18 protein-coding genes are annotated in these 22,415 nt (G+C 69.7%); 7 read left to right on the top strand and 11 right to left on the bottom strand.

Translation table 11 applies throughout. The features are described 5' to 3' along the window. Window positions 1-108: 108 nt before the first annotated feature. Window positions 109-1,116 (bottom strand): LacI family DNA-binding transcriptional regulator, encoded by a 1,008-nt coding sequence (locus tag B7438_RS17710; RefSeq protein ID WP_085371009.1) that lies wholly within the window; start codon window positions 1,114-1,116, stop codon window positions 109-111. 76 nt (window positions 1,117-1,192) lie between these two features. On the opposite strand from B7438_RS17710, the gene B7438_RS17705 reads away from it, so the two are divergent. Next, window positions 1,193-2,161 carry an acetylxylan esterase gene (locus B7438_RS17705; RefSeq protein WP_085371008.1) on the top strand — a complete coding sequence of 323 codons (969 nt, stop codon included), beginning with the start codon at window positions 1,193-1,195 and terminating at the stop codon, window positions 2,159-2,161. Between the two features lie 13 nt (window positions 2,162-2,174). On the opposite strand, the gene B7438_RS17700 is transcribed toward B7438_RS17705, so the two are convergent. From B7438_RS17700 to B7438_RS17685, 4 genes are all read right to left on the bottom strand, one after another. Beyond that, window positions 2,175-4,595: a glycoside hydrolase family 3 N-terminal domain-containing protein gene (locus tag B7438_RS17700; RefSeq protein ID WP_085371007.1), complete on the bottom strand. Its 2,421-nt coding sequence runs from the start codon at window positions 4,593-4,595 to the stop codon at window positions 2,175-2,177. 104 nt (window positions 4,596-4,699) lie between these two features. Then, window positions 4,700-5,593: a carbohydrate ABC transporter permease gene (locus tag B7438_RS17695; RefSeq protein WP_085371006.1), complete on the bottom strand. Its 894-nt coding sequence runs from the start codon at window positions 5,591-5,593 to the stop codon at window positions 4,700-4,702. Continuing rightward, entirely contained in the window at window positions 5,593-6,624 is a 1,032-nt protein-coding gene (locus B7438_RS17690; RefSeq protein WP_085371005.1) for a carbohydrate ABC transporter permease, read from the bottom strand. The genes B7438_RS17695 and B7438_RS17690 overlap by 1 nt, the downstream gene beginning before the upstream one ends. A gap of 9 nt (window positions 6,625-6,633) precedes the next feature. Next, the gene (locus tag B7438_RS17685) at window positions 6,634-7,923 is read right to left on the bottom strand and encodes an ABC transporter substrate-binding protein (protein ID WP_085371004.1); all 1,290 of its coding nucleotides are present in this window, start codon (window positions 7,921-7,923) and stop codon (window positions 6,634-6,636) included. 167 nt (window positions 7,924-8,090) lie between these two features. On the opposite strand from B7438_RS17685, the gene B7438_RS17680 reads away from it, so the two are divergent. The 4 genes from B7438_RS17680 (at window position 8,091) to xylB (ending at window position 13,184) form a co-directional block, all read left to right on the top strand. Then, a complete protein-coding gene (locus tag B7438_RS17680; protein WP_085371003.1) occupies window positions 8,091-9,119 on the top strand; it encodes a LacI family DNA-binding transcriptional regulator in 1,029 nt (342 codons plus the stop codon). Between the two features lie 75 nt (window positions 9,120-9,194). Continuing rightward, the gene (locus tag B7438_RS17675) at window positions 9,195-10,451 is read left to right on the top strand and encodes an endo-1,4-beta-xylanase (protein ID WP_085371002.1); all 1,257 of its coding nucleotides are present in this window, start codon (window positions 9,195-9,197) and stop codon (window positions 10,449-10,451) included. An 11-nt stretch (window positions 10,452-10,462) separates the two neighbouring features. Then, window positions 10,463-11,653, top strand: coding sequence for a xylose isomerase (xylA, locus tag B7438_RS17670; protein ID WP_085371001.1), 1,191 nt, complete (start codon window positions 10,463-10,465; stop codon window positions 11,651-11,653). A 97-nt stretch (window positions 11,654-11,750) separates the two neighbouring features. After that, the gene (gene xylB / locus B7438_RS17665; protein WP_085371000.1) at window positions 11,751-13,184 is read left to right on the top strand and encodes a xylulokinase; all 1,434 of its coding nucleotides are present in this window, start codon (window positions 11,751-11,753) and stop codon (window positions 13,182-13,184) included. Window positions 13,185-13,226: 42 nt separating this feature from the next. Here the strand turns inward: xylB and B7438_RS17660 are convergent, their stop codons facing one another. Then, the gene (locus B7438_RS17660) at window positions 13,227-15,059 is read right to left on the bottom strand and encodes a bifunctional sugar phosphate isomerase/epimerase/4-hydroxyphenylpyruvate dioxygenase family protein (RefSeq protein ID WP_085370999.1); all 1,833 of its coding nucleotides are present in this window, start codon (window positions 15,057-15,059) and stop codon (window positions 13,227-13,229) included. After that, complete coding sequence (locus B7438_RS17655; RefSeq protein WP_085370998.1) at window positions 15,059-15,931, bottom strand: shikimate dehydrogenase; 873 nt, start codon at window positions 15,929-15,931, stop codon at window positions 15,059-15,061. The genes B7438_RS17660 and B7438_RS17655 overlap by 1 nt, the downstream gene beginning before the upstream one ends. A gap of 136 nt (window positions 15,932-16,067) precedes the next feature. Here B7438_RS17655 and B7438_RS17650 point away from each other — a divergent pair, with 136 nt between their 5' ends. Continuing rightward, window positions 16,068-17,420, top strand: coding sequence for an MFS transporter (locus tag B7438_RS17650; RefSeq protein ID WP_085370997.1), 1,353 nt, complete (start codon window positions 16,068-16,070; stop codon window positions 17,418-17,420). 88 nt (window positions 17,421-17,508) lie between these two features. Here the strand turns inward: B7438_RS17650 and B7438_RS17645 are convergent, their stop codons facing one another. Further along, window positions 17,509-17,928: a DUF5684 domain-containing protein gene (locus B7438_RS17645; protein ID WP_256922111.1), complete on the bottom strand. Its 420-nt coding sequence runs from the start codon at window positions 17,926-17,928 to the stop codon at window positions 17,509-17,511. Window positions 17,929-18,112: 184 nt separating this feature from the next. Then, complete coding sequence (locus B7438_RS17640; protein WP_085370996.1) at window positions 18,113-19,528, bottom strand: MFS transporter; 1,416 nt, start codon at window positions 19,526-19,528, stop codon at window positions 18,113-18,115. A gap of 36 nt (window positions 19,529-19,564) precedes the next feature. Here B7438_RS17640 and soxR point away from each other — a divergent pair, with 36 nt between their 5' ends. Continuing rightward, window positions 19,565-20,026, top strand: a complete 462-nt coding sequence (gene soxR, locus B7438_RS17635; RefSeq protein ID WP_085370995.1) for a redox-sensitive transcriptional activator SoxR — start codon at window positions 19,565-19,567, stop codon at window positions 20,024-20,026. Between the two features lie 5 nt (window positions 20,027-20,031). On the opposite strand, the gene B7438_RS17630 is transcribed toward soxR, so the two are convergent. Together B7438_RS17630 and B7438_RS17625 are read right to left on the bottom strand one after the other, a co-directional pair. Further along, a complete protein-coding gene (locus B7438_RS17630; protein WP_085370994.1) occupies window positions 20,032-21,051 on the bottom strand; it encodes a LacI family DNA-binding transcriptional regulator in 1,020 nt (339 codons plus the stop codon). A 7-nt stretch (window positions 21,052-21,058) separates the two neighbouring features. Further along, complete coding sequence (locus B7438_RS17625; protein WP_085370993.1) at window positions 21,059-22,381, bottom strand: APC family permease; 1,323 nt, start codon at window positions 22,379-22,381, stop codon at window positions 21,059-21,061. Between the last annotated feature and the right edge of the window lie 34 nt (window positions 22,382-22,415).

Here is a 22,415-nt window from a genome sequence, read left to right as displayed (position 1 = left end):
GACGCTATTGCCGGGGCGAGGGCGGTCACAAGTTTCGATAGATCATTGGAAAACTTTCGCATCCTGATGGTCGGAACGGCCGCTCCGACGGCAGCCGCGACGGTCGTGTCAGGCGGCGGGAGCAGCCGTGGAGTGCCGCACGACGAGCGAGGTCGCGAGCTCCAGACGGGCGTTGTCGATCTCGCCCGAGCGCAGGCGCAACGCCATCCTGGTCGCCTCCTCCGCCATCTCCTGCAGCGGTTGGCGAACGGTGGTCAGCGGCGGCCTGGCCCACAGCGCCGGCCGCACGTCGTCGAAGCCGACCACGGACAGGTCGTCCGGCACGTCGAGGCCGAGAGCGGCCGCGGCGTCGTAGACCCCGAGGGCCTGCAGGTCGTTGCCTGCGACGATCGCGGTCGGGCGATCCGGCAGGCTGAGCAGCCGCCTGCCCTCCCGCTCGCCGATCAGCTGTTCGAAGGCGCCGCCCGCCGCGAACTCCTCCACGATCGGGATGCCGGCCTCGGCGAGCGCAGACTGATATCCGGCCACCCGGGCGCGGGAGCACATCAGGTCGGCGGGGCCGGAGATCACCCCGATCTTCGTGTGGCCGAGCGCGATCAGGTGGCGCGTCGCCGCGACCCCGCCCGCCCAGTTGGTCGCTCCGACCGCCGGGACGTCCGCGGGCGGGTCACCGGCAGGGTCGACGACGACGAACGGGATGTTCCTCGTGCGCAGCTGCCTACGGTGCTCGACGGTCAGGTCGGAGAACTGCAGGATCACCGCGACCGGCTTGCGCTGCAGCACCCCCGTGATCCACTCCTCGTGCGGGCGGTGGTGGTCGCCGAGGGCGGACAGCGCCAGGACGAACCCGGATTCGCGGGTGATCCGTTCGACGCCGCGGATGATCTCAACCGACCACTCGCTCTGCAGGTTGTCGACGACCAGCTCGACCAGCCCTCCGCGCTCGGGGTCGAGACCGCGCCGGGCGTACCCGGAATCGCGCAGCAGTTCTTCGACGCGCTGCCGGGTGGCCGTGGAGACGCCCGGGCGCCCGTTGAGGACCTTGGATGCGGTCGACAACGACACGGACGCCTGCTGCGCTATCGCCTCCAGGGTGGGCCTGGTTCGATCGGACATGCTCACACTGTGCCACAATGTGGCCCATCCCTTTCGCCCGATCCGGCGAAAACTTCCCAGGAGGATCCGCTCAGCGATGGCTTTCACCGACCTGTCTCCCGCCGAACTGCTCGCTTTCCGCCCCGAGGTGGACGAGCCGGACGACTTCGACGCGTTCTGGACGGAGACGCTCGCCGAAGCGCGCTCCGTCGGCGGCGACGTCACCCTCACCCCGGCAGACACCCCGATCACGCAACTGATCGTCGACGACCTGACCTTCCCCGGCTTCAACGGAGAGCCGGTGCGCGCCTGGGTCTCCCGGCCGAGGGATGCGGAGAGTCCGCTGCCCGCCGTCGTGCAGTTCCAGGGCTACGGAGGAGGGCGGGGACTCCCCGGAGAGAACGTGCTCTGGGCGCTCGCCGGGTACGTGCACGTCTTCGTCGACACGCGCGGGCAGGGCAGCAACTGGGGCACGGGAGGCGACACCCCGGACCCGCACGGCTCAGGACCGGCGACCCCCGGATACATGACCCGCGGCATCCACGACCCGCGCGAGTACTACTACCGCCGCGTCTTCACCGACGCGGTGCGGGCGGTGGATGCGACGCGGGCCTTCCCGTTCGTCGACGCGGACAGGATCGCCGTGACGGGCGGGAGCCAGGGCGGCGGCATCGCCATCGCAGCGGCGGCGCTGGCCGACGGCGTGCGCGCCCTGCTGCCGGACGTGGCGTTCCTCAGCGCCTTCCGCCGCGGAGCAGAGGTCGCGATCGGCGGCCCGTACCTGGAGCTGGCCACCTACCTGTCCGTGCACCGCGACCAGGTGGATGCGGTCTTCCGCACCCTCTCGTACTTCGACGGCGTGAACTTCGCCCGCCGCATCCAGGTGCCGTCGCTGTTCTCGGTGGCGCTGATGGACCGCGTCGTGCCTCCGTCCACCACGATGGCCGCGTTCAACCACCTCGCGGCGGAGGACACGACGATCGAGGTCTACTCGTTCAACGACCACGAGGGCGGCTCCGCCGTGCAGTGGCAGAAGCAGGCGAGGTGGCTGGCCGAGCGGTTCTAGATCCCGAGCGGTCCTAGACCGCGTCGACCATCTCCTCTGCCCGCTCGGACAGCAGCACTCCGACCGTGCGCCGGTCGGCGGCGGTCACCTCGTGCACGTCGCCGGTCAGCGTCACGATGGCCCGCCCGGTCGCCGTTCCGGCGATGTGGCGCACGTCGGCCTGCTTCTCGTTGACGATCGCACCGCCGGTGACCTCGTCTCCGCGAAGGCCGGTGGATGCCGCTGCGTGCGTCGCCGCCCACACTTCCACGTCGCCGGGCTCGACGACCCTGACCATCCTGCGGTCGCTGAATGCGAGCCTGGTCGCCGGCACGTCGAAGGTCACCCGCACGGATTCGCCGGCCTCCAGGTCGACCCTGGTGTATCCGAGCAGCTGAGCGACCGGCCGCGTGACCGTTGCCGTGACGTCGTGGCCGTAGAGCTGCACCGTGTCCGTGCCGCGCACGGAACCGGTGTTGGTCACGGTCAGGGTCGCGGCGAACGCCCCGTCGGTGGATGCGTCTGCGTCGACCTCGAAATCGGAATACGCGAACGCGGTGTACGTCAGGCCGAAGCCGAACGGGAGCACCGGAGTGGAGTCGGTGGCCGTCACATCGGACGGGCCGCCCAGGATCGGGTGCAGGTAGGAGTACGGCTGCGCGCCGGCCGAGCGCGGCATCGAGACGGGGAGACGGCCCGAGGGGTTCACCCGTCCGGTCAGGATGTCCGCAATGGCCGGGCCGCCGCCCTCGCCGGGGAAGAAGGCCTGGAGGACGGCGCTCGGCGCTGCGTCTCCGTTCAGCGCCCAGTCGATCGCGTACGGGCGGCCGGTGAGCAGCACCATGACCACCGGCGTGCCCGTGGCGATCACCGCGTCGACCAGGCGCCGCTGGGCGCCGGGCAGCTCGAGCGATTCGGAGTCGTTGCCCTCGCCGACCGTTCCGCGGCCGAACAGGCCGGCCTGGTCGCCGACGACGACCACCGCGAGATCGGCGCCGGTCGCCGCATCCACTGCCGCAGCGAAGCCGGACTCGTCGTCGCCCTCCACGGCGCAGCCTTCGGCGTGCACGAACTCCGGAAGGGGCAGCCCCGCATCCGCGAAAGCGGTGGGCAGCGCTTCGAGCACCGTCGGGATCTCGAACCCGAGCGGGAGGCCAGGGTGTCCGGCCAGCACGTGGTTGGCGAACGAGTAGCAGCCCTGCAGCGCCTCCGCGCGGTCGGCGTTCGGGCCGATCACGGCGACCGTCGAGACGGGCGTCGTGCGTGAGCCGAGCGGCAGGACGCCGTCGTTCGACAGCAGCACGACCGACTCCTCCGCCAGGCGCCTGGCCAGCTCGCGGTGCCGCGGAGAGTCGAGGTCGACCTCGGCGGGCGGCTCGTCCTCGAACGCGTCGGCGTCGAGCAGGCCGAGCTCCTCCTTCTGGGCGAGCGCGCGGAGCACGGCGCGGTCGACGTACGCCTCGTCGAACTCCCCCGACCGGATGCGGTCGGCCAGCGGCTGCAGGTACGCGTCGCCGGTCGGCAGCTCGATGTCGATGCCGGCCTCGAGCGCCAGGGCTGCCGCCTCACCGCGGTCGGCGGCCACGGCGTGCATGACCTCCAGGAACGCCACGGCAAAGTAGTCGGCGACCACCACGCCGTCGAAGCCCAGCTTCTCGCGCAGCGTGCCGGTGAGCAGGCCGGGGTCCGCGGCGACGGGGACACCGTCGATCTCGGTGTACGAGTTCATCACCGAGCGGGCGCCGCCATCCAGGATGGCCATCTCGAACGGGGGCAGGAACACGTCGGCGATCTCCCGCGGACCGGCGTGCACGGGCGCGTGGTTGCGCCCCGCTCGCGACGACGAGTATCCGAGGAAGTGCTTGAGCGTGGCGTGCACGCCCGACTCCTGCAGACCCCGCACGTACGCGGTCCCAACGGTGCCGACGAGGTACGGGTCCTCGGCGATGCATTCGTCCACCCGGCCCCAGCGGGGGTCGCGGATCACATCGAGCACCGGGGCGAGGCCCTGGTGTATGCCGAGCTGCTTCATCGAGTCGCCGATCGCGGCGCCGACCTCCTCCACGAGCTCCGGGTCGAACGACGCACCCCACGCGAGCGGCGTCGGGAAGGTCGCCGCCTTCCACGTCGCCAGCCCGGTCAGGCACTCCTCGTGCACCAGGGCCGGGATGCCCAGCCTGGTCTCACGCTTCAGCCTCCGTTGCTCGTTCCACAGCCAGGCTGCGCGCTCGGCGGGCTGGACAGGACGCGTGCCGTACACCCGCGTGTAGTGCCCGATGCCGTGCCGGGTGACATCGGCAAGGCTGCCTTTCGCATCCTGAGCAGCGGCCATCTCGCCCTGCATCGGGGCCACGAGGCCGTTCTGATCGAGCCAGTACCCGACGATCTGCGCGAGCTTCTCTTCGAGGGTCATCCGGGCGTGGAGCGCGCGAACACGCTCCGACACGTCTGGCATGGCCGCGGGAAAAACGGTCGCGGACTCAGTGCTTTTCTTCACAGGAACCAATCACAAGAGAGAGAGCTGAATGCAGTGGGACGAGAAACGGACGGCGGCCGCGGTCAGCCCTTGACCGCGCCGGTCAGGCCGCCGACGATCCGCTTCTGGAAGATCGTGAAGAAGATCAGAGCGGGGATCATCGAGAGCGACGTGAACGCCAGGACCTTCGCCGTGTCGACGGAGTACTGCGACGCGAACGCCTGGACTCCGAGGGGCAGGGTGAACGTCGACGGGTCGTTCAGGATGAACAACGGCAGCAGGTAGCTGTTCCAGCTCGCGATGAACGCCAGGATGCCCGTGGTCACGACACCCGGGATCGACAGCGGCATCACCATCCGGAAGAAGAACCCGAGACGGCTCGTGCCGTCGAGCGCCGCGGCCTCCTCCAGCTCGACCGGGATCGCCCGGATGAACGGCACCAGGATGATCACCGTCGTCGGCAGGGAGAACGCGATCTGCGGCAGGATGACGCCCGCCAGGCTGTTGGTGAGCCCGAGGTCCTTCACCAGGATGTAGAGCGGGGTGATCGCCACCGTCAGCGGGAACATGAGCCCGGCCGCGAACAGCGAGTAGATCGCCCCGCGACCGCGGAACTGGTAGCGGGCGAGCACGTAGCTGACCATCAGTCCGAGGGCGACGACGCCGACCGTGGTCAGGATGCCGACGATGGCCGAGTTGCCGACCTCCAGCCAGAACGTCGAGCTGGTGAGCACGTCGGCGTAGTTGACCATCACCCACGGGTTCGGAAGACCGGCAGGCGACGTGGTGATCTGCGAGTTGGTGCGGAAGCCGCCGATGATCGTGTAGAGGATCGGGGCGAGGCACACGGCGATGAAGACCAGCGCGATGAAGTAGGTGACGGGGCTGCCCCACTTCTCACCGTTCTTGGAGAGACGCTGCCTGCGGCCGCGCTGTTCCCTCACCGGCTGAACCGTTCCGGCTGTCGTTGCTGACATTACTTCTTACCCTCCGTAATGGCGCCGACCATGTCGCGACGAAGCACGAAACGCTGGTAGATCAGGGCGATCACGAGCGAGATGATGAACATCACGACCGCGACGGCGTTGCCGAAGCCGTAGTTGCCCGAGCCGCGGCCGTTGACGACCATGTATGTCGCCATCGTCGACGTCCCGGCCGTCGCAGCGACGTACTGACCCCAGATGATGTAGACGAGGTCGAACAGCTGCAGGGATCCGATGATCGACAGGAACGCCCAGATCCGGATGGTCGGGCCGAGCAGCGGAAGCGTGATGCGCCGCTGGATCTGCCAGTAGCTCGCCCCGTCGATGGCCGCCGCCTCGAACAGCTCCTCCGGGATGCTCTGCATTCCGGCGAGGAAGAGGATCACGGCGAAGCCGATGTACTTCCAGGAGATGATGAACATCAGCGACCAGATCGCGATGTTCGGGTCGGACAGCCAGTCCTGCTTGAACGCACCGAGGCCGATGCTCTGCAGCAGGTCGTTGACCGCGCCTGCGCTCTGCAGCATCAGGCTGAAGCCGGTTCCGACGATGACCTCGGAGATCACGTACGGCACGAAGATCAGCACGCGGATGATGGTGCGGCCGCGGATCTTCTGGTTGAGGAGCAGGGCGAGCACGATCGCCACCGGCCCCTGCATGACCAGGGAGAGCACCAGGATGATCCCGTTGTGCGTCAAGGCGTCCTGGAACGTCTTGTCCTGGAAGATGATCAGGTAGTTGTTGAGCCCCACGAAGTCGGTCGGGGCTCCGTAGCCCTTCCACTTGAAGAAGCCGTAGTACGCGGCGAGCACCACCGGGAAGATGACGAACGCCAGGAACATGATGATCGCCGGACCGGCCAGCAGGGTGATCTCTGCTCGCTGACGCCAACCACCGCCTCTGCGGCGTCGCGGAGGACGCGACCGCACAGGGGGTGACGCCACGACGGCGTCACCCCCGTTTGTGCGAACGCTCGGAGCTTGTTGCTCGTCGATGACCGACTTTGCACCGAGGGACTCACTCATGATCGAGAACTATCCCTTTGCTCCGGCGTCGTTGACGGCCTTGACGATCGCCTCCGGGCTGCCCTTGCCTGCGAGCATGTCGACGACCCCGGCGTTCAGAGCGTTACCGACGCTCTGTCCGTAGAGGGTGTCGAGCCAGACGGACACGTACGGTGCCTTGTTGTACGCCTCGAGGATCTTCTTCAGCGCGGGGTCGGTGACGACGTCCTGGGCGTCCTTGCTCGCCGGGAGGGTCTGGAACGCGGTCGCGTAGCCCTCCTGGTACTTCTTCTGCATGAAGAAGTTGAGGAACTCCGGGCACTCCTTCGGAGCCTTCGTGGCACAGGTGAAGCCGTCGACGCCACCCATCATCGCGTCTGCCTTGCCCTTGCCGCCGTCGATCGCGGGGAACGGGAACCAGCTGAGGTCGGCCAGCGGCTTCTGGTCAGGGGTGAGCGATGCGATCACTCCCGGGTCCCAGGCGCCCATCAGTTCCATCGACGCCTTGTGGTTGGCGACGAGACCGGCGGAGCTGCCTGCGCCCTGCTGTGCCGTGGTGGTCAGGAAGCCGTCGTTGAACGGCTTCGTCGCGGCGAAGGACTGGAGGTCATCACCGGCCTTGAGCCAGCAGTTGTCGTCGAAGCTGCGCGACTTGGCCGCCTTGTTCATCGTGTCCTGCGAGCACTCACGGAGGGCGAAGAAGTAGTACCAGTGCGCTGCGGGCCATGCGTCCTTGCCACCGAGGGCGATCGGCTGAACGCCGGTCTTCTTGACGGCCTCGACCGTCGCCTCGAGTTCCGGGATGGTGGTCGGCGTCGTGGTGACGCCGGCCGCCTTGTAGAGGTCCTGGCTGTAGTAGATTCCGCCGGGGAGCACGGCGGTCGGCATGCCGTAGATCTTGCCGTCGACGGCGAACGAGTTCAGGACGCCCTCGCTGACCGCCGACTTGGTCGCGGAGTCGATCTTGTCGCTGATGTCCATCGCCTGACCTGCTGCGACGACGTCGGCGAGCTTTCCGCCACCGCGTGCCATGAAGATGTCGGGACCGTCGCCGGAGTTCAGCGCGGTCTGCAGCTTGCCGTCCATGTCCTCGTTCTGGATGGACTGGATCTTGATCGTGACGTTGGGGTTGGCCTTCTCGAAGTCCGCGACCGTCTGCTGCCAGTAGGCCTTGCCCGGTCCGGTGGTGGAGTTGTGCCAGAAGGTCATCGTGACCTTGCCGTCAGCAGAGTTGCCGCCGTCGCCACTACACGCCGTTGCGAGAAGGGCTGTGCTCGCGACGAGTGCGAGCAAGCCCGCCGCTCGAATTTTCCTCTTCATTGTGGAAACTCCTTGGTTGTCCTCATTGACGCACATTCGTCCGCCCGCCGAGAGCTTCGCATCCCATCCTGTGATTTGTCAAACGATGTCGATAACGTTTTCGACAACGTTATCGAAATGTCGCTGCAAACCTGGAAAAGCGCTGGGCGCACGGTACTGTGTCCACTATGTCCACGGAACTCGACCCCGCCGCCTTCGGCAGGGTGACGATCAACGACGTCGCCCGTGCGGCAGGAGTCTCGGTGTCCACCGTCTCTAAGGTGGTCAACGAACGCTACGGCGTCGCGGCCACCACCTCCCAGCGCGTGATGGAGGTGGTGAACGAGCTCGGCTACGAGACCTCGCTCGTCGCGAGCAGCCTGCGCAGGCGCAGCACCAACGTCATCGGCATCCTCGTCGCCGAGTTCGAGCCGTTCTCCGTCGAGCTGCTGAAGGGCATCTCGGTCGCCGCCACCGGCACGGGATACGAACTGCTCGCGTACACCGGGCTCGTCTCCGGCGTGAGCAGCGTCGGGTGGGAGCGCAAGTCGCTGTCCCGCCTGGCCGGCACGCTCATCGACGGGGCGATCATCGTCACGCCCACCACGCTCATCCCGAGTTCCTCCATCCCGGTCGTGGCGATCGACCCGCACACGGGGCAGGGCGGACCTGCGACGATCGACTCGGACAACGTGGGAGGCGCGCTCGTCGCCGTCCGCCACCTGATCGGGCTGGGGCACACCAGGATCGCGCACATCCGCGGCCGACGGGATCTGGCCTCCGCCCAGCTCCGCGAGGACGGCTACCGTCAGGCACTCCAGGAGGCGGGCATCCCGTTCGACCAGGACCTGGTGCTGTACGGCGAGTACTCCGCGGCACAGTCCGCCGTCGTGGCGCGCGAGCTGCTGGACCGGCCGGACCGGCCGACGGCGGTCTTCGCCGCCAACGACACCTCGGCGATCGGCGTGCTCTCCGTCGCCAGGGAGCTGGGCCTCCGGGTGCCGGAGGATCTCTCGATCGTCGGCTTCGACGACATCCCGGATGCGGCGAATTCCACCCCGCCGTTGACCACCGTCGCGCAGCCGCTGCACGAACTCGGCGAGCGCGCGCTGCAGATGCTGCTCGCCCTGTTGGACGGACAGCCCGTCGCGACCGGCGTGCACCTCCCTGCCGAGCTGGTCGTCCGCGCGAGCACGGGTCCCGCCCCGACCGTCTGAGAAATTCGCATTTCCCATCGGCCGCTCTCGCTGATATGTTCTTAGAAACAACAATTCCCCTCCGAGAGTGAATCAGTGTCGATCTATTCCGCAGCCGAGCCGTCGACCACGGCGCCGGCCCACCGCATCCACGAGGCCGTCGTCACGGTCCTGGATGCGCGAGGAGAGCCGCTCGCCGGCGCCGAGGTCACCGTCGAGCAGACCAGGCACGCGTTCGGCTTCGGCAACATCGGCTTCGACTTCATCGGCCTGGCCAACGGGGAGGGGAACGAGGCGGACGAACGTCTCGCCGAGCTGTACACCGGCGTGTTCAACACCGCGACGCTCCCGTTCTACTGGGGCCGCTTCGAGCCACGCCGCGGAGAGCCGGACACCGCCAGGCTGCAGCGCACCGCCCGCTGGTTCCGCGACCGCAGCGTCGCGCTCAAGGGCCACCCGCTGGTCTGGCACACCGTGCAGCCGGACTGGCTGCTCGGCCTGCCGCTCGACGAGGTCGAGCGACTGCAGCGCGAGCGCATCCGCCGCGATGTGCACGACTTCGACGGTCTGATCGACACCTGGGACGCCATCAACGAGGTCGTCATCATGCCGGTGTTCGACAACGGCGACAACGCGATCACCCCACTCGCCCGCGCCAAGGGACGCATCGCCATGATCCGGATGGCGTTCGAGGAGGCCCGCGCCGCCAACCCGAACGTGAAGCTGCTGCTCAACGACTTCGACCTGTCGACCGCATACGAATGCCTGATCGAGGGCGTGCTCGAGGCCGGCATCCCGATCGACGCCATCGGCCTGCAGACCCACATGCACCAGGGCTACTGGGGCGAGGGCGCCGTGCTCGCAACGGTCGACCGCTTCGCCCGCTACGGCCTTCCCCTGCACCTGACGGAGACGTCGCTGGTGTCCGGGCACCTGATGCCGGCCGACATCGTCGACCTCAACGACTACCAGATCCCCGAGTGGCCGTCGACGCCGGAGGGCGAAGAGCGGCAGGCCGACGAACTGGTGCGGCACTACCGGTCGCTGGTCGCGCATCCCTCCGTGGAGGCGATCACGTACTGGGGTCTCACCGACGCCGATGCGTGGCTCTGCGCGCCGATCGGCCTGGTCCGCGCGGACGGAACGCCCAAGCCGTCGTACGAGGCGCTGCGCAGGCTCATCGCCGACGAGTGGTGGCTGAGCCCCACCACCACCATCGCCGACGAGAACGGACGCGTCGCCGTCTCCGGCTTCAGCGGCGACTACCTGGTGCGTGTCGGCGACGCGGCCACCCCGATCACCATCGACCGAACCACCGATCGCATTCAGATCTCCATCCCATCGAACAACTGAAGGAAATTGCTATGACTGCCACACCCACCCGCGAGGACAAGTTCTCGTTCGGACTCTGGACCATCGGATACAACGGCACCGACCCGTTCGGCGGCCCCACCCGCCCGCAGCTCGACGTCGTCGAGGCCGTCACCAAGCTCAACGAGCTCGGTGCGTACGGTCTGACCTTCCACGACGACGACCTGTTCGCCTTCGGCTCCACCGACGCCGAGCGCCAGAAGCAGATCGACCGCCTCAAGGGCGCCCTCGCCGACACCGGCGTGATCGTCCCGATGGTGACCACCAACCTGTTCAGCGCTCCGGTCTTCAAGGACGGCGGCTTCACCTCCAACGACCGCGCCGTCCGCCGCTTTGCGCTGCGCAAGGTGCTCCGCAACCTCGACCTGGCCGCCGAGCTCGGCGCCAAGACCTTCGTCATGTGGGGTGGCCGCGAGGGTGCGGAGTACGACTCGGCCAAGGACATCCGCGCCGCGCTCGAGCGCTACCGCGAGGCCGTCAACCTGCTCGGCCAGTACGTCACCGACAAGGGATACGACATCCGCTTCGCCATCGAGCCGAAGCCGAACGAGCCCCGCGGCGACATCCTCCTCCCGACGGTCGGCCACGCGATGGCGTTCATCGAGACGTTGGAGCGCCCCGAGCTGGTCGGCGTGAACCCGGAGGTCGGACACGAGCAGATGGCCGGCCTGAACTTCGCGGCAGGCATCGCCCAGGCGCTCTACCAGGGCAAGCTGTTCCACATCGACCTCAACGGTCAGCGCGGCATCAAGTACGACCAGGACCTGGTCTTCGGTCACGGCGACCTGCAGAACGCGTTCGCGCTGGTCGACCTGCTCGAGAACGGCGGCCCGAACGGCGGCCCGTCCTACGACGGCCCCCGCCACTTCGACTACAAGCCGTCGCGCACCGAGGACATCACCGGCGTCTGGGACTCCGCAGCGGCGAACATGCGCACCTACCTGCTCCTCAAGGAGCGCGCGCAGGCCTTCCGCGCCGACCCCGAGGTGCAGGAGGCGCTCGAGGCGTCGCGCGTCACCCAGCTCGCGCAGACCACGCTGGCCGACGGCGAGAGCTACGACGACCTGCTGGCCGACCGCGCCTCGTACGAGGACTTCGACGCCGACGCGTACTTCGGCGGCAAGGGCTTCGGCTTCGTGCGGCTGCAGCAGCTGGCGCTCGAGCACCTGCTCGGCGCTCGCTGAACCCGCTGAAAAGCGACTGAATCACACCTGAAACACCTCGAGGGGCGCCCGCGAACCGGGCGCCCCTCTCCCCCATTCATCGGAAAGGACAGAGCGGATGACGCTGGTCGCCGGAGTCGACTCATCGACGCAGAGCTGCAAGGTGGTCGTGCGCGACCTCGAAACGGGAGCCGTCGTGCGGTACGGGCGTGCCGCGCATCCCGATGGCACCGAGGTCGACCCCGCCGCCTGGTGGGCCGCTCTGCAGCAGGCCATCGAGGAGGCCGGCGGACTCGACGACGTGGCCGCTGTGTCCATCGCCGGGCAGCAGCACGGCATGGTGACACTGGATGCGCAGGGCCGGGTCGTCCGCGACGCCCTGCTCTGGAACGACACCCGCTCCGCCCAGGCCGCCCGGGACCTCATCGACGAGGTCGGAGCCGCCGAATACGCCGCCCGCGTCGGCGTCGTCCCCGTCGCCTCCTTCACGGCGACCAAGCTGCGCTGGCTGCGCGACGCGGAACCGGCGAACGCGGAACGCGTGGCAGCGGTCGCCCTCCCCCACGACTGGCTCACCTGGCGCCTGCTCGGCTACGGCCCGGAGGGCGAGAGCGAGCTCGGCCCCGACCTCGACGCGCTGACGACCGATCGCTCGGACGCGAGCGGCACCGCATACTGGGGCGCTGCATCCGGGGCGTACGATCTCGACCTGTTCTCGCTCGCTTTCGGCCGCGCGGCCCGGGAGGCAGGCACGGCCGGCAACGGCATCGTGCTCCCGCGGGTGCTCGGGCCGGCGGAGTCGGCCGGACGCACCACGTCCGGCGTCCTGGTGGGACCCGGCGCCGGCGACAACGCGGGCGCCGCGCTCGGGCTCGGTGCCGCCGACGGCGACGTGGTCGTCTCGATCGGCACCAGCGGCACGGTGTTCGCGGTGACCGATGCCCCCGTGTCCGACGAGAGCGGAACTGTCGCGGGTTTCGCCGACGCCAGCGGACTCAGCCTGCCGCTGATCGCGACGCTCAACGCCGCCCGCGTGCTCAGCTCCATCTCCGGCCTGCTCTCGGTCGACTTCGACGAGCTCGCCGACCTCGCGCTGTCCGCGGAGGCCGGCGCGGAAGGCGTCGTCCTCGTGCCGTACTTCGAGGGAGAGCGCACCCCGAACCTGCCGGACGCCACGGCGAGCATCCACGGGCTCACCATCGCCAGCACCCGCCCGTCCACGTTCGCCCGCGCCGCCATCGAAGGGATGCTCTGCGGGCTCGCGGACGGCCTCGACGCCGTGCGCGCGGCCGGTGTGCGGGAGAAGCGCGTGCTCCTGATCGGCGGGGCCGCCCAGAATCGCGCAGTCGCCGCCATCGCTGCGCAGGTGTTCGACGCCCCCGTCGTGGTGCCTGCGCCGGGCGAGTACGTGGCGAACGGCGCGGCGGTGCAGGCCGCGTGGGCGCTGACCGGCGAGCGGCCGGAGTGGACAGTGGATGCTGCACCGGCGCTCGCGGTCGACACACGCCCGGTGATCCGCGAGCAGTACGCGCGCGCGACCGCGGGGGTCTGAGCGCCGGATGGTTCCGGCGCGGTGGCGAGTGCGCGACCGCGCTCAGGCCGCGGCGTGCTGCGCGGCCATCCGCACCGGGGCGTTGCCCGCGCCGTAGCCGTCGTATCCGCCGACCCGCTGGACCAGCTCGATGAAGACGCTGCCGAGCGTCGGCGTGTAGAAGTGCACGAACTCGCCGTCCGCGTCGCGGTCGTAGAGCAGGTCGAGCGAGCGCAGTTCGGCGATCCTCTCCGCGCCGAGGTCGAAGCGTGCGGCGAGGTCCTCGTAGTAGTTGGTGGGAACGGGCAGGAACCGCAGGCCCCGCTCCCGCGCACGCCTGGCCAGGCCGACCACGTCCGAGCAGGAGATGGCGACGTGCTGGGCGAAGGGCCGCGCATCCGGTGTCGCGTCGCGCTCGGACAGCGACGGAGCGACGTTGAGCGCGAACCGCACGCCCCCGTCGCGCGAGCGGACCACCTGGCTGCGGACCAGCCCGACGGGGCCGGCCACCTCGGTCGTGGCCGACGGCCGCAGCGCGAGCAGGCTTCCGTAGAACAGCACGGCCTCGTCGAAGTCGGCGGCATGCTGGGCGAGGTTGACGTGGTCGATTCCGCGGATGGCCGCGTCTCCGGCACCGAAGCCTCCACTGAACTCGGCCACCCAGTCCGGAGTCGCCGACCCGGGCGTCGGTGTCGACCAGAAGATCTCGGTGCCGTCCGGGGCGACGACGGCGGGGAGGTCCTGATCCTGGGCGCTCGTGCGGCGGAACACGCGAGGCACGCTCAGCGCCGAGGCCCGCGACGCTGCCGCCGCCGGGTCCGCCACGTCGAGACCCACCGCGGCGATGGACGGCTCACGGCCACGCGCCTGCTGTTCGTTGAGGACCACCCGCGCGTCGCCCTGCGACCAGAGGCGCACGTCCTTCGTCCTGTGCTGCCCGGCGAACGCGAAGCCCAGCTGGTCCAGCAGGACGGCGACGGCGTCGGTGTTCTCCGCCTTGATCTCCACGAAGTCGAAGCCGCGCGGCTCCGGCACCGCGGTGACGGTGGCGAGGTCGGTCGCGCCGCCGGGCGCGCTCGCCAGCAGCCGCGCCGTGGCGTCTTCGAGCACGCGCAGCGACCGGTGCGCGTGCCGGGCCGTGCGCCAGGCGTCGGTCTGGCGGAAGGTGTCGTTGAACACTTCGAGCGACAGCGGACCGCGGTATCCGCCGCGCACGACGTGGGCAAGGAACGCGGGCAGGTCGAAGCCGCCTTCACCGGGGAACAGACGGTGGTGACGGCTCCAGGAGAGCACATCCAGCGACAGCAGCGGGGCGTCGGCCAGCTGCACGAAGAACACCTTCTCACCAGGGATGCTCTCGATCCCGGCCGGATCGTGCCCGCGCGACAGGATGTGGAAGCTGTCCAGGCAGACGCCGAGCGCCTCGTGTCCTGCCAGCTCCACGATCCGCCAGGAGCGGCGGTAGTCGTCCACGAAGCGGCCCCACGCGAGGGCCTCGTACGCGATGCGCATCCCACGCGCCGCCGCCCTGTCCGCCAGCCGCGCCAGCTGGGAGGCGGAGACGGCGTCGTCGTCGACGGTCGCCGTGGCCACGTTGCTGCACACGAGCACCGTGTCGATGCCGAGCCGCTCCATCAGCTCGAACTTGGCCTCCGCGCGGTGGAGCACGGCGCGGAAGACATCGTCGCTGACCCCCTCCGCATCCCGGAACGGCTGGTACAGCGACAGCTCGAGTCCGAGTCTGTCGCTCAGCGCGCGCAGCTCCTCCGGCGACTGCTGGGCCACCACGAGGTCCGGTTCGAAGATCTCGACCGCGTCGAAACCGGCGTCGGCCGCCGCGTGCAGCTTGTCGACGATGGTGCCGGAGAGGCAGACCGTGGCGATGGAGGTGCGCATCAGCGGCCCAGCGCCACGAGGTCGAGGAACTGGGCGTGCATCCTGGCCCTGTCCGGCTCACGGCCGGTGATGAGGCGGAACGCGTCCGCCGCCTGTCCGACGGCCATCTGCCCGCCGTCGAGCACGCGGCACCCCGCTGCGCGTGCGGCGGCGACGAGTTCGGTGACCACGGGCCGGTAGACGATGTCCGCCACCCAGAGACCGGGATGCAGGAGCGTCACGTCCACCGGGATGCCCGGATGCGAGTGCATGCCGACGAAGCTCGCGTTGACGAGACCGTCCGCGTCGGCGAGGAGGGTCGCGAGGTCGGCGGGGGCCGCGGAGGAGATCCGTGCCGCAGGGAAGGCGGCGGCTGTGTCCGCGGCGAGCCTGGCCGCGGAGGCGGGGACGACGTCCACGATAGCGAGACGCCCGACCCCGGCGCCGAGCAGCGCGTGGGCGACCGCCCCGCCTGCACCTCCCGCGCCGATCAGCACGACCGAGCCGAGGTCTGCTCCCGGCAGGCCGTCGGCGAGCGCCGACGCGAACCCGGTGACGTCCGTGTTGTGGCCGACCAGCTTCCCGTCGACGATGAGCACCGTGTTCGCTGCGCCCACCGCTGCGGCCACCGGATCGACCTCATCCAGGGCGGAGAGCATCTCGCGCTTGCACGGGTGGGTGACGTTGAAGGCGGAGAAGCCGAGCGCCCTTCCCTCCGCGATGATCGCTCCGACCTCGTCGGCGCGCCTGCCCAGGACGGCCAGGTCGAGCGGGCGGTAGAGGTAGCGGATCCCGTGTGCGTCCCCCTCCGCTTCGTGCATGGGCGGGGTGAGCGACGGGAGTACGCCGTCGCCGATCAATCCCACGAGATACGACTCGCCTACCACGCTCATTGCGCCTCCTCGCTGCAGAAATTGGATGTTGGGATTCAGTTGACACCGACCCCGTCAGCTTCCTAACGTACCGTATGATTCATGCAGCATTTAAGTTGCGTGAAGCACCCACTCTGACGTACGCGAGGACGATTCAATGACGACAACCGCCCCTCCCCCCGGCACCTCCCCGAGCAAGACACCGCGGCGCGCGGCCGTGGCCAGCTTCCTCGGCTCCGCGGTCGAGTACTACGACTTCTTCATCTTCGGAACGGCGGCGGCCCTGATCTTCCCGCACGTCTTCTTCCCCGACGCCGACACGAACGCGCAGGTGATGTCGTTCGCGACGTTCGGATTCGCGTACATCGCGCGCCCCGTCGGCGCCATCTTCCTCGGCCACTTCGGCGACAGGATCGGGCGCCAGAAGGTGCTCGTCTTCACCCTCGTGCTGATGGGCATGTCGACGTTCATCATCGGCTGCCTGCCGACCTTCTCGGCCATCGGCTGGTTCGCCCCGGTGCTCCTGGTGCTCTGCCGGCTGATGCAGGGTCTCTCCGCGGCCGGCGAGCAGGCGGGCGCCAGCTCGATGACGCTCGAGCACGCACCGGAGAACCGCAGGGCGTTCTTCACCTCCTGGACGCTCACCGGCACCCAGGGCGGCCAGATTTTGGCAGCGCTCGCGTTCATCCCGATCCTGGCCGCGCCGGACGAGTTCACGTACTCGATCGGCTGGCGCATCCCGTTCTGGCTGTCGGCGCTCGTGGTCGTGATCGCGTTCGTGGTGCGCCGCTCGCTGCCGGAGTCCCCGGAGTTCGAGAGCGCGAAGAGCAAGGGCGAACTCGCCAAGCTTCCCGTGGCCGACCTGCTGCGCGACCACTGGCGGGATGTGCTCCGTGTCGTGCTCTGCGCGACCATCGCCGCCGTGTCGACCGTGTTCGGCAGCCTGGCCATCGCATACGGGATCAGCGTCGGCGTCGACAAGGAACTCACGCTCTGGCTCGTCGTCGCGGCCAACGCGGTCGCCATCGCGACCCAGCCGCTGTTCGGGATGCTCGCCGACCGCATCGGCCGCAAGCCCGTGTTCGTCTACGGAGCGCTGGCGAGCGCCGTGCTCATGCCGTTCTATCTCGTTTCGATGTCGCAACCGAACATGCTCATCGTCTTCGCGCTCTCGGTGGCGACGTTCTCCTGCGGGTACGCGGCGTCGAACGCGGTCTGGCCGGCGTTCTACAACGAGATGTTCTCGCGCCGCGTCCGGTTCTCCGGCGTCGCCATCGGCACCCAGCTCGGCTTCCTGGCCGCCGGGTTCACCCCGAGCATCGTCACCGCGCTCGGCGGCACCGGCGAGAACGGCTGGGTGGTCATCTCGCTCTTCACGGCGGGCATCGCCGTGCTGGCCTCCGTCGCTGCGCTCACGGCGCGCGAGACGGCGCACGTGCCGACCGACCGGCTGGGGCTGGATGGCACATCCCGTGCCGTCGATGCGCCGGAGCCGGTCGCGGTGCGCTGAGGCACGGGTGCGCTGACGCAGCGCTACGAACGAGAAAGGTGCGGCCGGGACCTCCCGACCGCACCTTCTCCGTTTCGTTCTCGCGTGCCTACGCGGTGACCGCCTCGCGACGCCCGCCCGGCCCGACGTACTGCGAGCTGCCGTAGCCGACGATGAAGTAGCCGATGATCGCGAACAGCCAGAGCAGGAAGATGCTGAAGGCGGCCCCCTTGCCGAACGCGCGGCCGACGCCGAGCGCGACGATGATCGCGACGATGATGTTGACGATCGGGATGAAGTACAGGATCACCAGCGCACCGTGGAATCCACCGATCTTCACCAGCAGGTAGGTGTTGTAGATCGGGATGAGCGCGCCCCAGCCCGGCTTGCCCGCCTTGGTGAAGACGGGCCACAGGGCGATGACGACAAGGATGTATCCGATGAGGCCGCCGATGATGGACGGCACCGGGTTGTATGCGGTGGTCTCGGTGGCGATCAGGCCGTCGGCGGCCAGGGCGATGGGGAACATGGGTGTCCTCTCTCTGAACGGAAATGACAGTATCCATTCAGCGTTTCAACAGGGGGACGCCAGGTGAACCGGGCGTGTCGCACGGACGGCGACCGCGTATCGTCGCGGCGGCGGACGGCTGTCGCTCGGCCCCGCGGTTCGGGAGCCGTCCGGCGCCGCCGCGACGAGTCTGTAAGGGCGCGCGTCAGCGGCGCGACACCAGGATGCGCGGCCCGGCGACCCACGACGCCAGACACAGGATGCCTGTGAAGGCGAACACCCCGACGAACGGCCACGCGCCGCCCAGCCCGGACAGCGCGGCGAACACGATCGCGGTCGCGGCGAGCGAGATGGCGGAGCCGATCGCGTCCGCGATGGAGAGCGCAGAGCTGTTGAAGCCCTGGTTCTCCGTGGTGGAGTACTCGAGCGTCAGCACGCCGAGGCGCGGGTAGAGGATCCCCATGCCGGCACCGGCGAACGCCCAGCCGACCACCACGACCACCGGAGACAGGTGCAGCAGAGCGGTCAGCAGCAGTGAGGCGATCGCGACGCTCAGCCCGATCGAGCCGAGGCGCGCCGCCAGCCGGTTGCCGATGGCGGGGAACCGGCCCTGCACCCACGACGCCGCCGCCCAGCTCACCCCGGCCGCCGTCAGCGCGAGGCCGGACAGGGCCGCGGTGAGCCCGAACTCGGTCACCAGCAGCAGAGGCACGTAGACCTCGGCCGCGAAGAACGTCGCGGCGACGAGGGCACGCACGAGGATCACGCTCGGCAGCCCCCGGGCGGCGCGCAAGGCGCGCGGCGGCAGCAGCGGCCGGATGGCGACGATCGCGACAGCGACCGCGAAGACGGGTGCGATCCACTGCACGGGTCCGCGGGCCTCCGCGGTCAGGTTGAGCGCGAGCACCGCGACGGCGACCAGCACCGCCCAACCGATGCGTCGCAGGTCGAGCGGCGGGCGCTCCTCCCCCTCGTCCGGCCGGTGTACACCGCGCATGGCGGGCACGACCATCAGCATGGCGAGGACAGCGAGCCCGACGACACCGAGGAACACCCAGCGCCAGCCGACCGACTCCGCGAGCGCTCCCGCGATCAGCGGACCGACGAGCGACGGGATCACCCAGGCCGCCGCGAACCCGGCGAAGATCTTGGCGTGCAGGTTCGGCGGGTACACCCGCGCGACGATCACGTACAGGGCCACCGTCAGGGCGCCGCCGCCGAACCCGTGGATGAGCCGGCCAGCGACGAAGACGCCCATGTTCTGGGCGGTGCCCACCACGAGCAGCCCTGCCACGAACATCCCGACCGAGGCGAACAGCGCGTTGCGGGGACTTCCCCTGTCGCACCACGCCCCGGCGAGCACCATGCCGACGACGCTCACGGCGAGCGGTCCGGCGAAGGCGAACGCGTAGAGGCTCGCGCCGTCGAGTTCGCGGCTCACAGTCGGCATGATCGTGGTGACCGCGAGCGCCTCGAACGCCGCGAGCATGATGAGCGCGCACATCCCGATGCTGACCCAGCGATAGCGGGCGCTCAGGACACCGCCGGGTGGCGGGAGGTCGGCGACCGCGGCTCCCTGCTGCAGGGGCGTGCTGGTGCGTTCGCGGTCGTCAGTGGTCATGGTGCGAGCCTAGGACCTCAACTACGGTTGAGGTCAATGACTCCTTCCGAACCGATCCTCAGCGTCGGCGACATCGCTTCCCGCAGCGGCGTCGCCGTCTCCGCCCTGCACTTCTACGAGCGGCAGGGACTGATCAGCAGCGAGCGGACGGCGGGCAACCAGCGCCGCTACCGGCGCGATGTCCTGCGGCGGGTGGCGTTCATCCGGGTGTCGCAGCGGGTGGGCGTGCCGCTCGCCGAGATCCGTCTCGCGCTCGACTCGCTGCCGGAGGGCAGGACGCCGACGAAGAAGGACTGGGCACGGCTCTCCCGGCTGTGGCGGGATGCGCTCGACGAACGGATCAGAGACCTGGAGCATCTGCGCGACGACCTCACCGGGTGCATGGGATGCGGGTGCCTCAGCCTGCGCACCTGCGCGCTGCAGAACCCGTCGGACGAACTCGGCGGCAGCGGGCCTGGGCCGCGGAGGTGGCTGGACGGCGTGACGAAGGAGGACTGACGCGCTCAGCGCGGCGGCGCCGTGGACGCGCGCACGATCAGCGCGGGTTGCACGTTGCCGGGGTGGGGCTCGGCGGTCGACTCGATCTCGGCCACCAGCCGGGCGACGCAGCGGCGGCCGAGCTCGGCGAAATCCTGCCTGACCGTCGTGAGCGGAGGGCAGAAGTGAGCCGCCTCCGGGATGTCGTCGAAACCCACAACGCTCAGGTCGCCCGGGATGTCTCTCCCGCGGTCGCGGGCGACGTGCATGATGCCGAGCGCCAGCTGGTCGTTGGAGGCGAACACGCCCGTGATGGCCGGGTCGGCGAGCAGCTCCTCCCCTGCCGCGTAGCCGGACTGCGCCGTCCAGTCGCCGCGGATCGGGGGTAGCACGTCGAGGCCGGATGCGCGAAGCTCGTCCTGGTAGCCGCGCAGCCTGGCCTGCGCCTCGATCCAGCCGAGCGGCCCGGAGACGTGCACGATCCGGCGATGGCCGAGGTCGATCAGGTGGCGGGTTGCAGCGCGGGCCCCGGCGAGCTGGTCGACGGAGAGTTCTCTCTCCGCATACTGGTCGCCCGCCTGCATGGTCACGTACGGCACATCCAGCCCGGTGGAGGCGATGAGGTCGAGCACCCGCTCCTGCGGCGCGATCACGACGATGCCCTCCACGGCCTGGGCGAGCAGATGGTCGATCCCGTCGGCGATGCTCTCCTCGGTGAGGTCGGCGAGCTGGGCGACCGCCACGTAGTACCCGGCCTCGCGCCCGGCGGACTGGATCGCGCCCATGCTCGACACCGGCCCGTAGAGCGCGGCGGCGGAGGCGGCGAGCACGCCGATCGTGTTCGACCGGGCGGTGACGAGCGCCCGTGCGGCGCGGTTGGGCCGGTAGTGCAGTTCGTCCATCGCCCGCACGACCCGCTCGCGCGTCGAGTCCCGGATGCTCGGGTGCCCGTTCAGGACGCGCGACACCGTCTGGTGCGAGACCCCCGCCACCCGCGCGACATCGCGCATGCTGGCGGCCCGGCTCGCAGCGTCGTCGTGCGTCATTCCCTCATTATGCGCTCCGCCCACGCGCGCTCCCGCTCCCGCGACGGGGGCGGATGAGGAGGGCGGCGACCGCGAGGACGAGCGGGAAGACGAGGTGCCAGCCGGCGAGCAGGAGGAGACCGGCGGCGAAGACGCAGGAGGCGAGGGACATCCACCAGCCCAGCGACCAGCGCGGCAGCAGCACGAGCGCCGACGCGACGCCGAGCGCATACACGGCCGCCGCGATGCTGGTGTGCACCAGGATGAACGGCTGCAGGTCGCCGCTCGCGAGGACCAGTGCGGAGTACGCGGCCATGATCACCGCGGACAGGAGCAGGCCGCGCCGGGCGATCCCGCCGTTCTCGGCTCCCCTGCCGAACCAGCGCGGCAGGTCGCCGTCTCTGCCCATCGCGGCGCCCAGCTTGCTGAACGCGGCGAGGTAGGCGTTGAACACCCCGGTGACCACGATGGCGGCGATCACGGCCACCACCACCCCGCCGCCCGGGCCGGACGACACCGTCACGAGGTCGAGAAGAGGCACGGCACTCGTCGATGCCGCGTCGCCGAGCACGAGCACCGTCACCGTCTGGATGGCCAGGTACGCCGCGGACACGATTACCAGCGCCAGCGCGGTCGCCCGCGGGATGTCCCGCCGCGGGTTGCGGAACTCGCCGCCGATCCCCGCCACGGCCTCCCACCCGGCGAACGCCCAGATGTAGAGGCTCATCGCGAGCCCGACGCCCTCCCAGCCGTGCGGGAGCAGCGGCTGCAGGTTGGCGGGATCGGAGTGCGGGACGGCGGCGGCGAGCACGAACACGAGCACGGCCACCAGGGCAGCGGACAGGACGAGCTGCAACCAGCCGGCGAAGCGCACGCCGAATGCGGTGACGATCACCGGGATCACCATCAGTCCGATGGCGATCAGCACGGTGGTCAGCGCATCCCCGCCGATCACGGCGACCACGTATCTCGCCGTCATCAGCGCCGCGATGGGCGCACCGATCGGCGTGCCGAAGAAGAACCAGTAACTGATGACGCGGGCGGCGGTCGGCCCGAACGCGCGGCGGGCGAACGTGGCGACACCACCTGCATCCGGATGCCGCCTGGCGAGAGCGGCGAACGTCGCCGCCAGCGGGATGGAGATGACGGCGAGCGCGGCGACGGCGATGATCGAGCCAGGACCGGCGACCGACGCGGCGAGCGCCGGCAGCACCAGGATGCCCGTGCCGAGCACGGCGGCGACGTAGAGGGCCGTGCCCCCTGCGACGCCGAGATGTCCGTGCGTGGCGCCTGGCGGTGCGTCCGGTGTCGCGCCGCGGGCGCGCGCGATCGATGGCCCGCTGTCCGTCATTCCTCCATCATGGCGGTGGCCGCCGACATCGGCA

This window comes from Leifsonia sp. NCR5 (assembly GCF_002105485.1).
Classification (GTDB): Bacteria; Actinomycetota; Actinomycetes; order Actinomycetales; family Microbacteriaceae; genus Leifsonia.
This window is presented reverse-complemented; position numbering and strand designations above follow the sequence as displayed.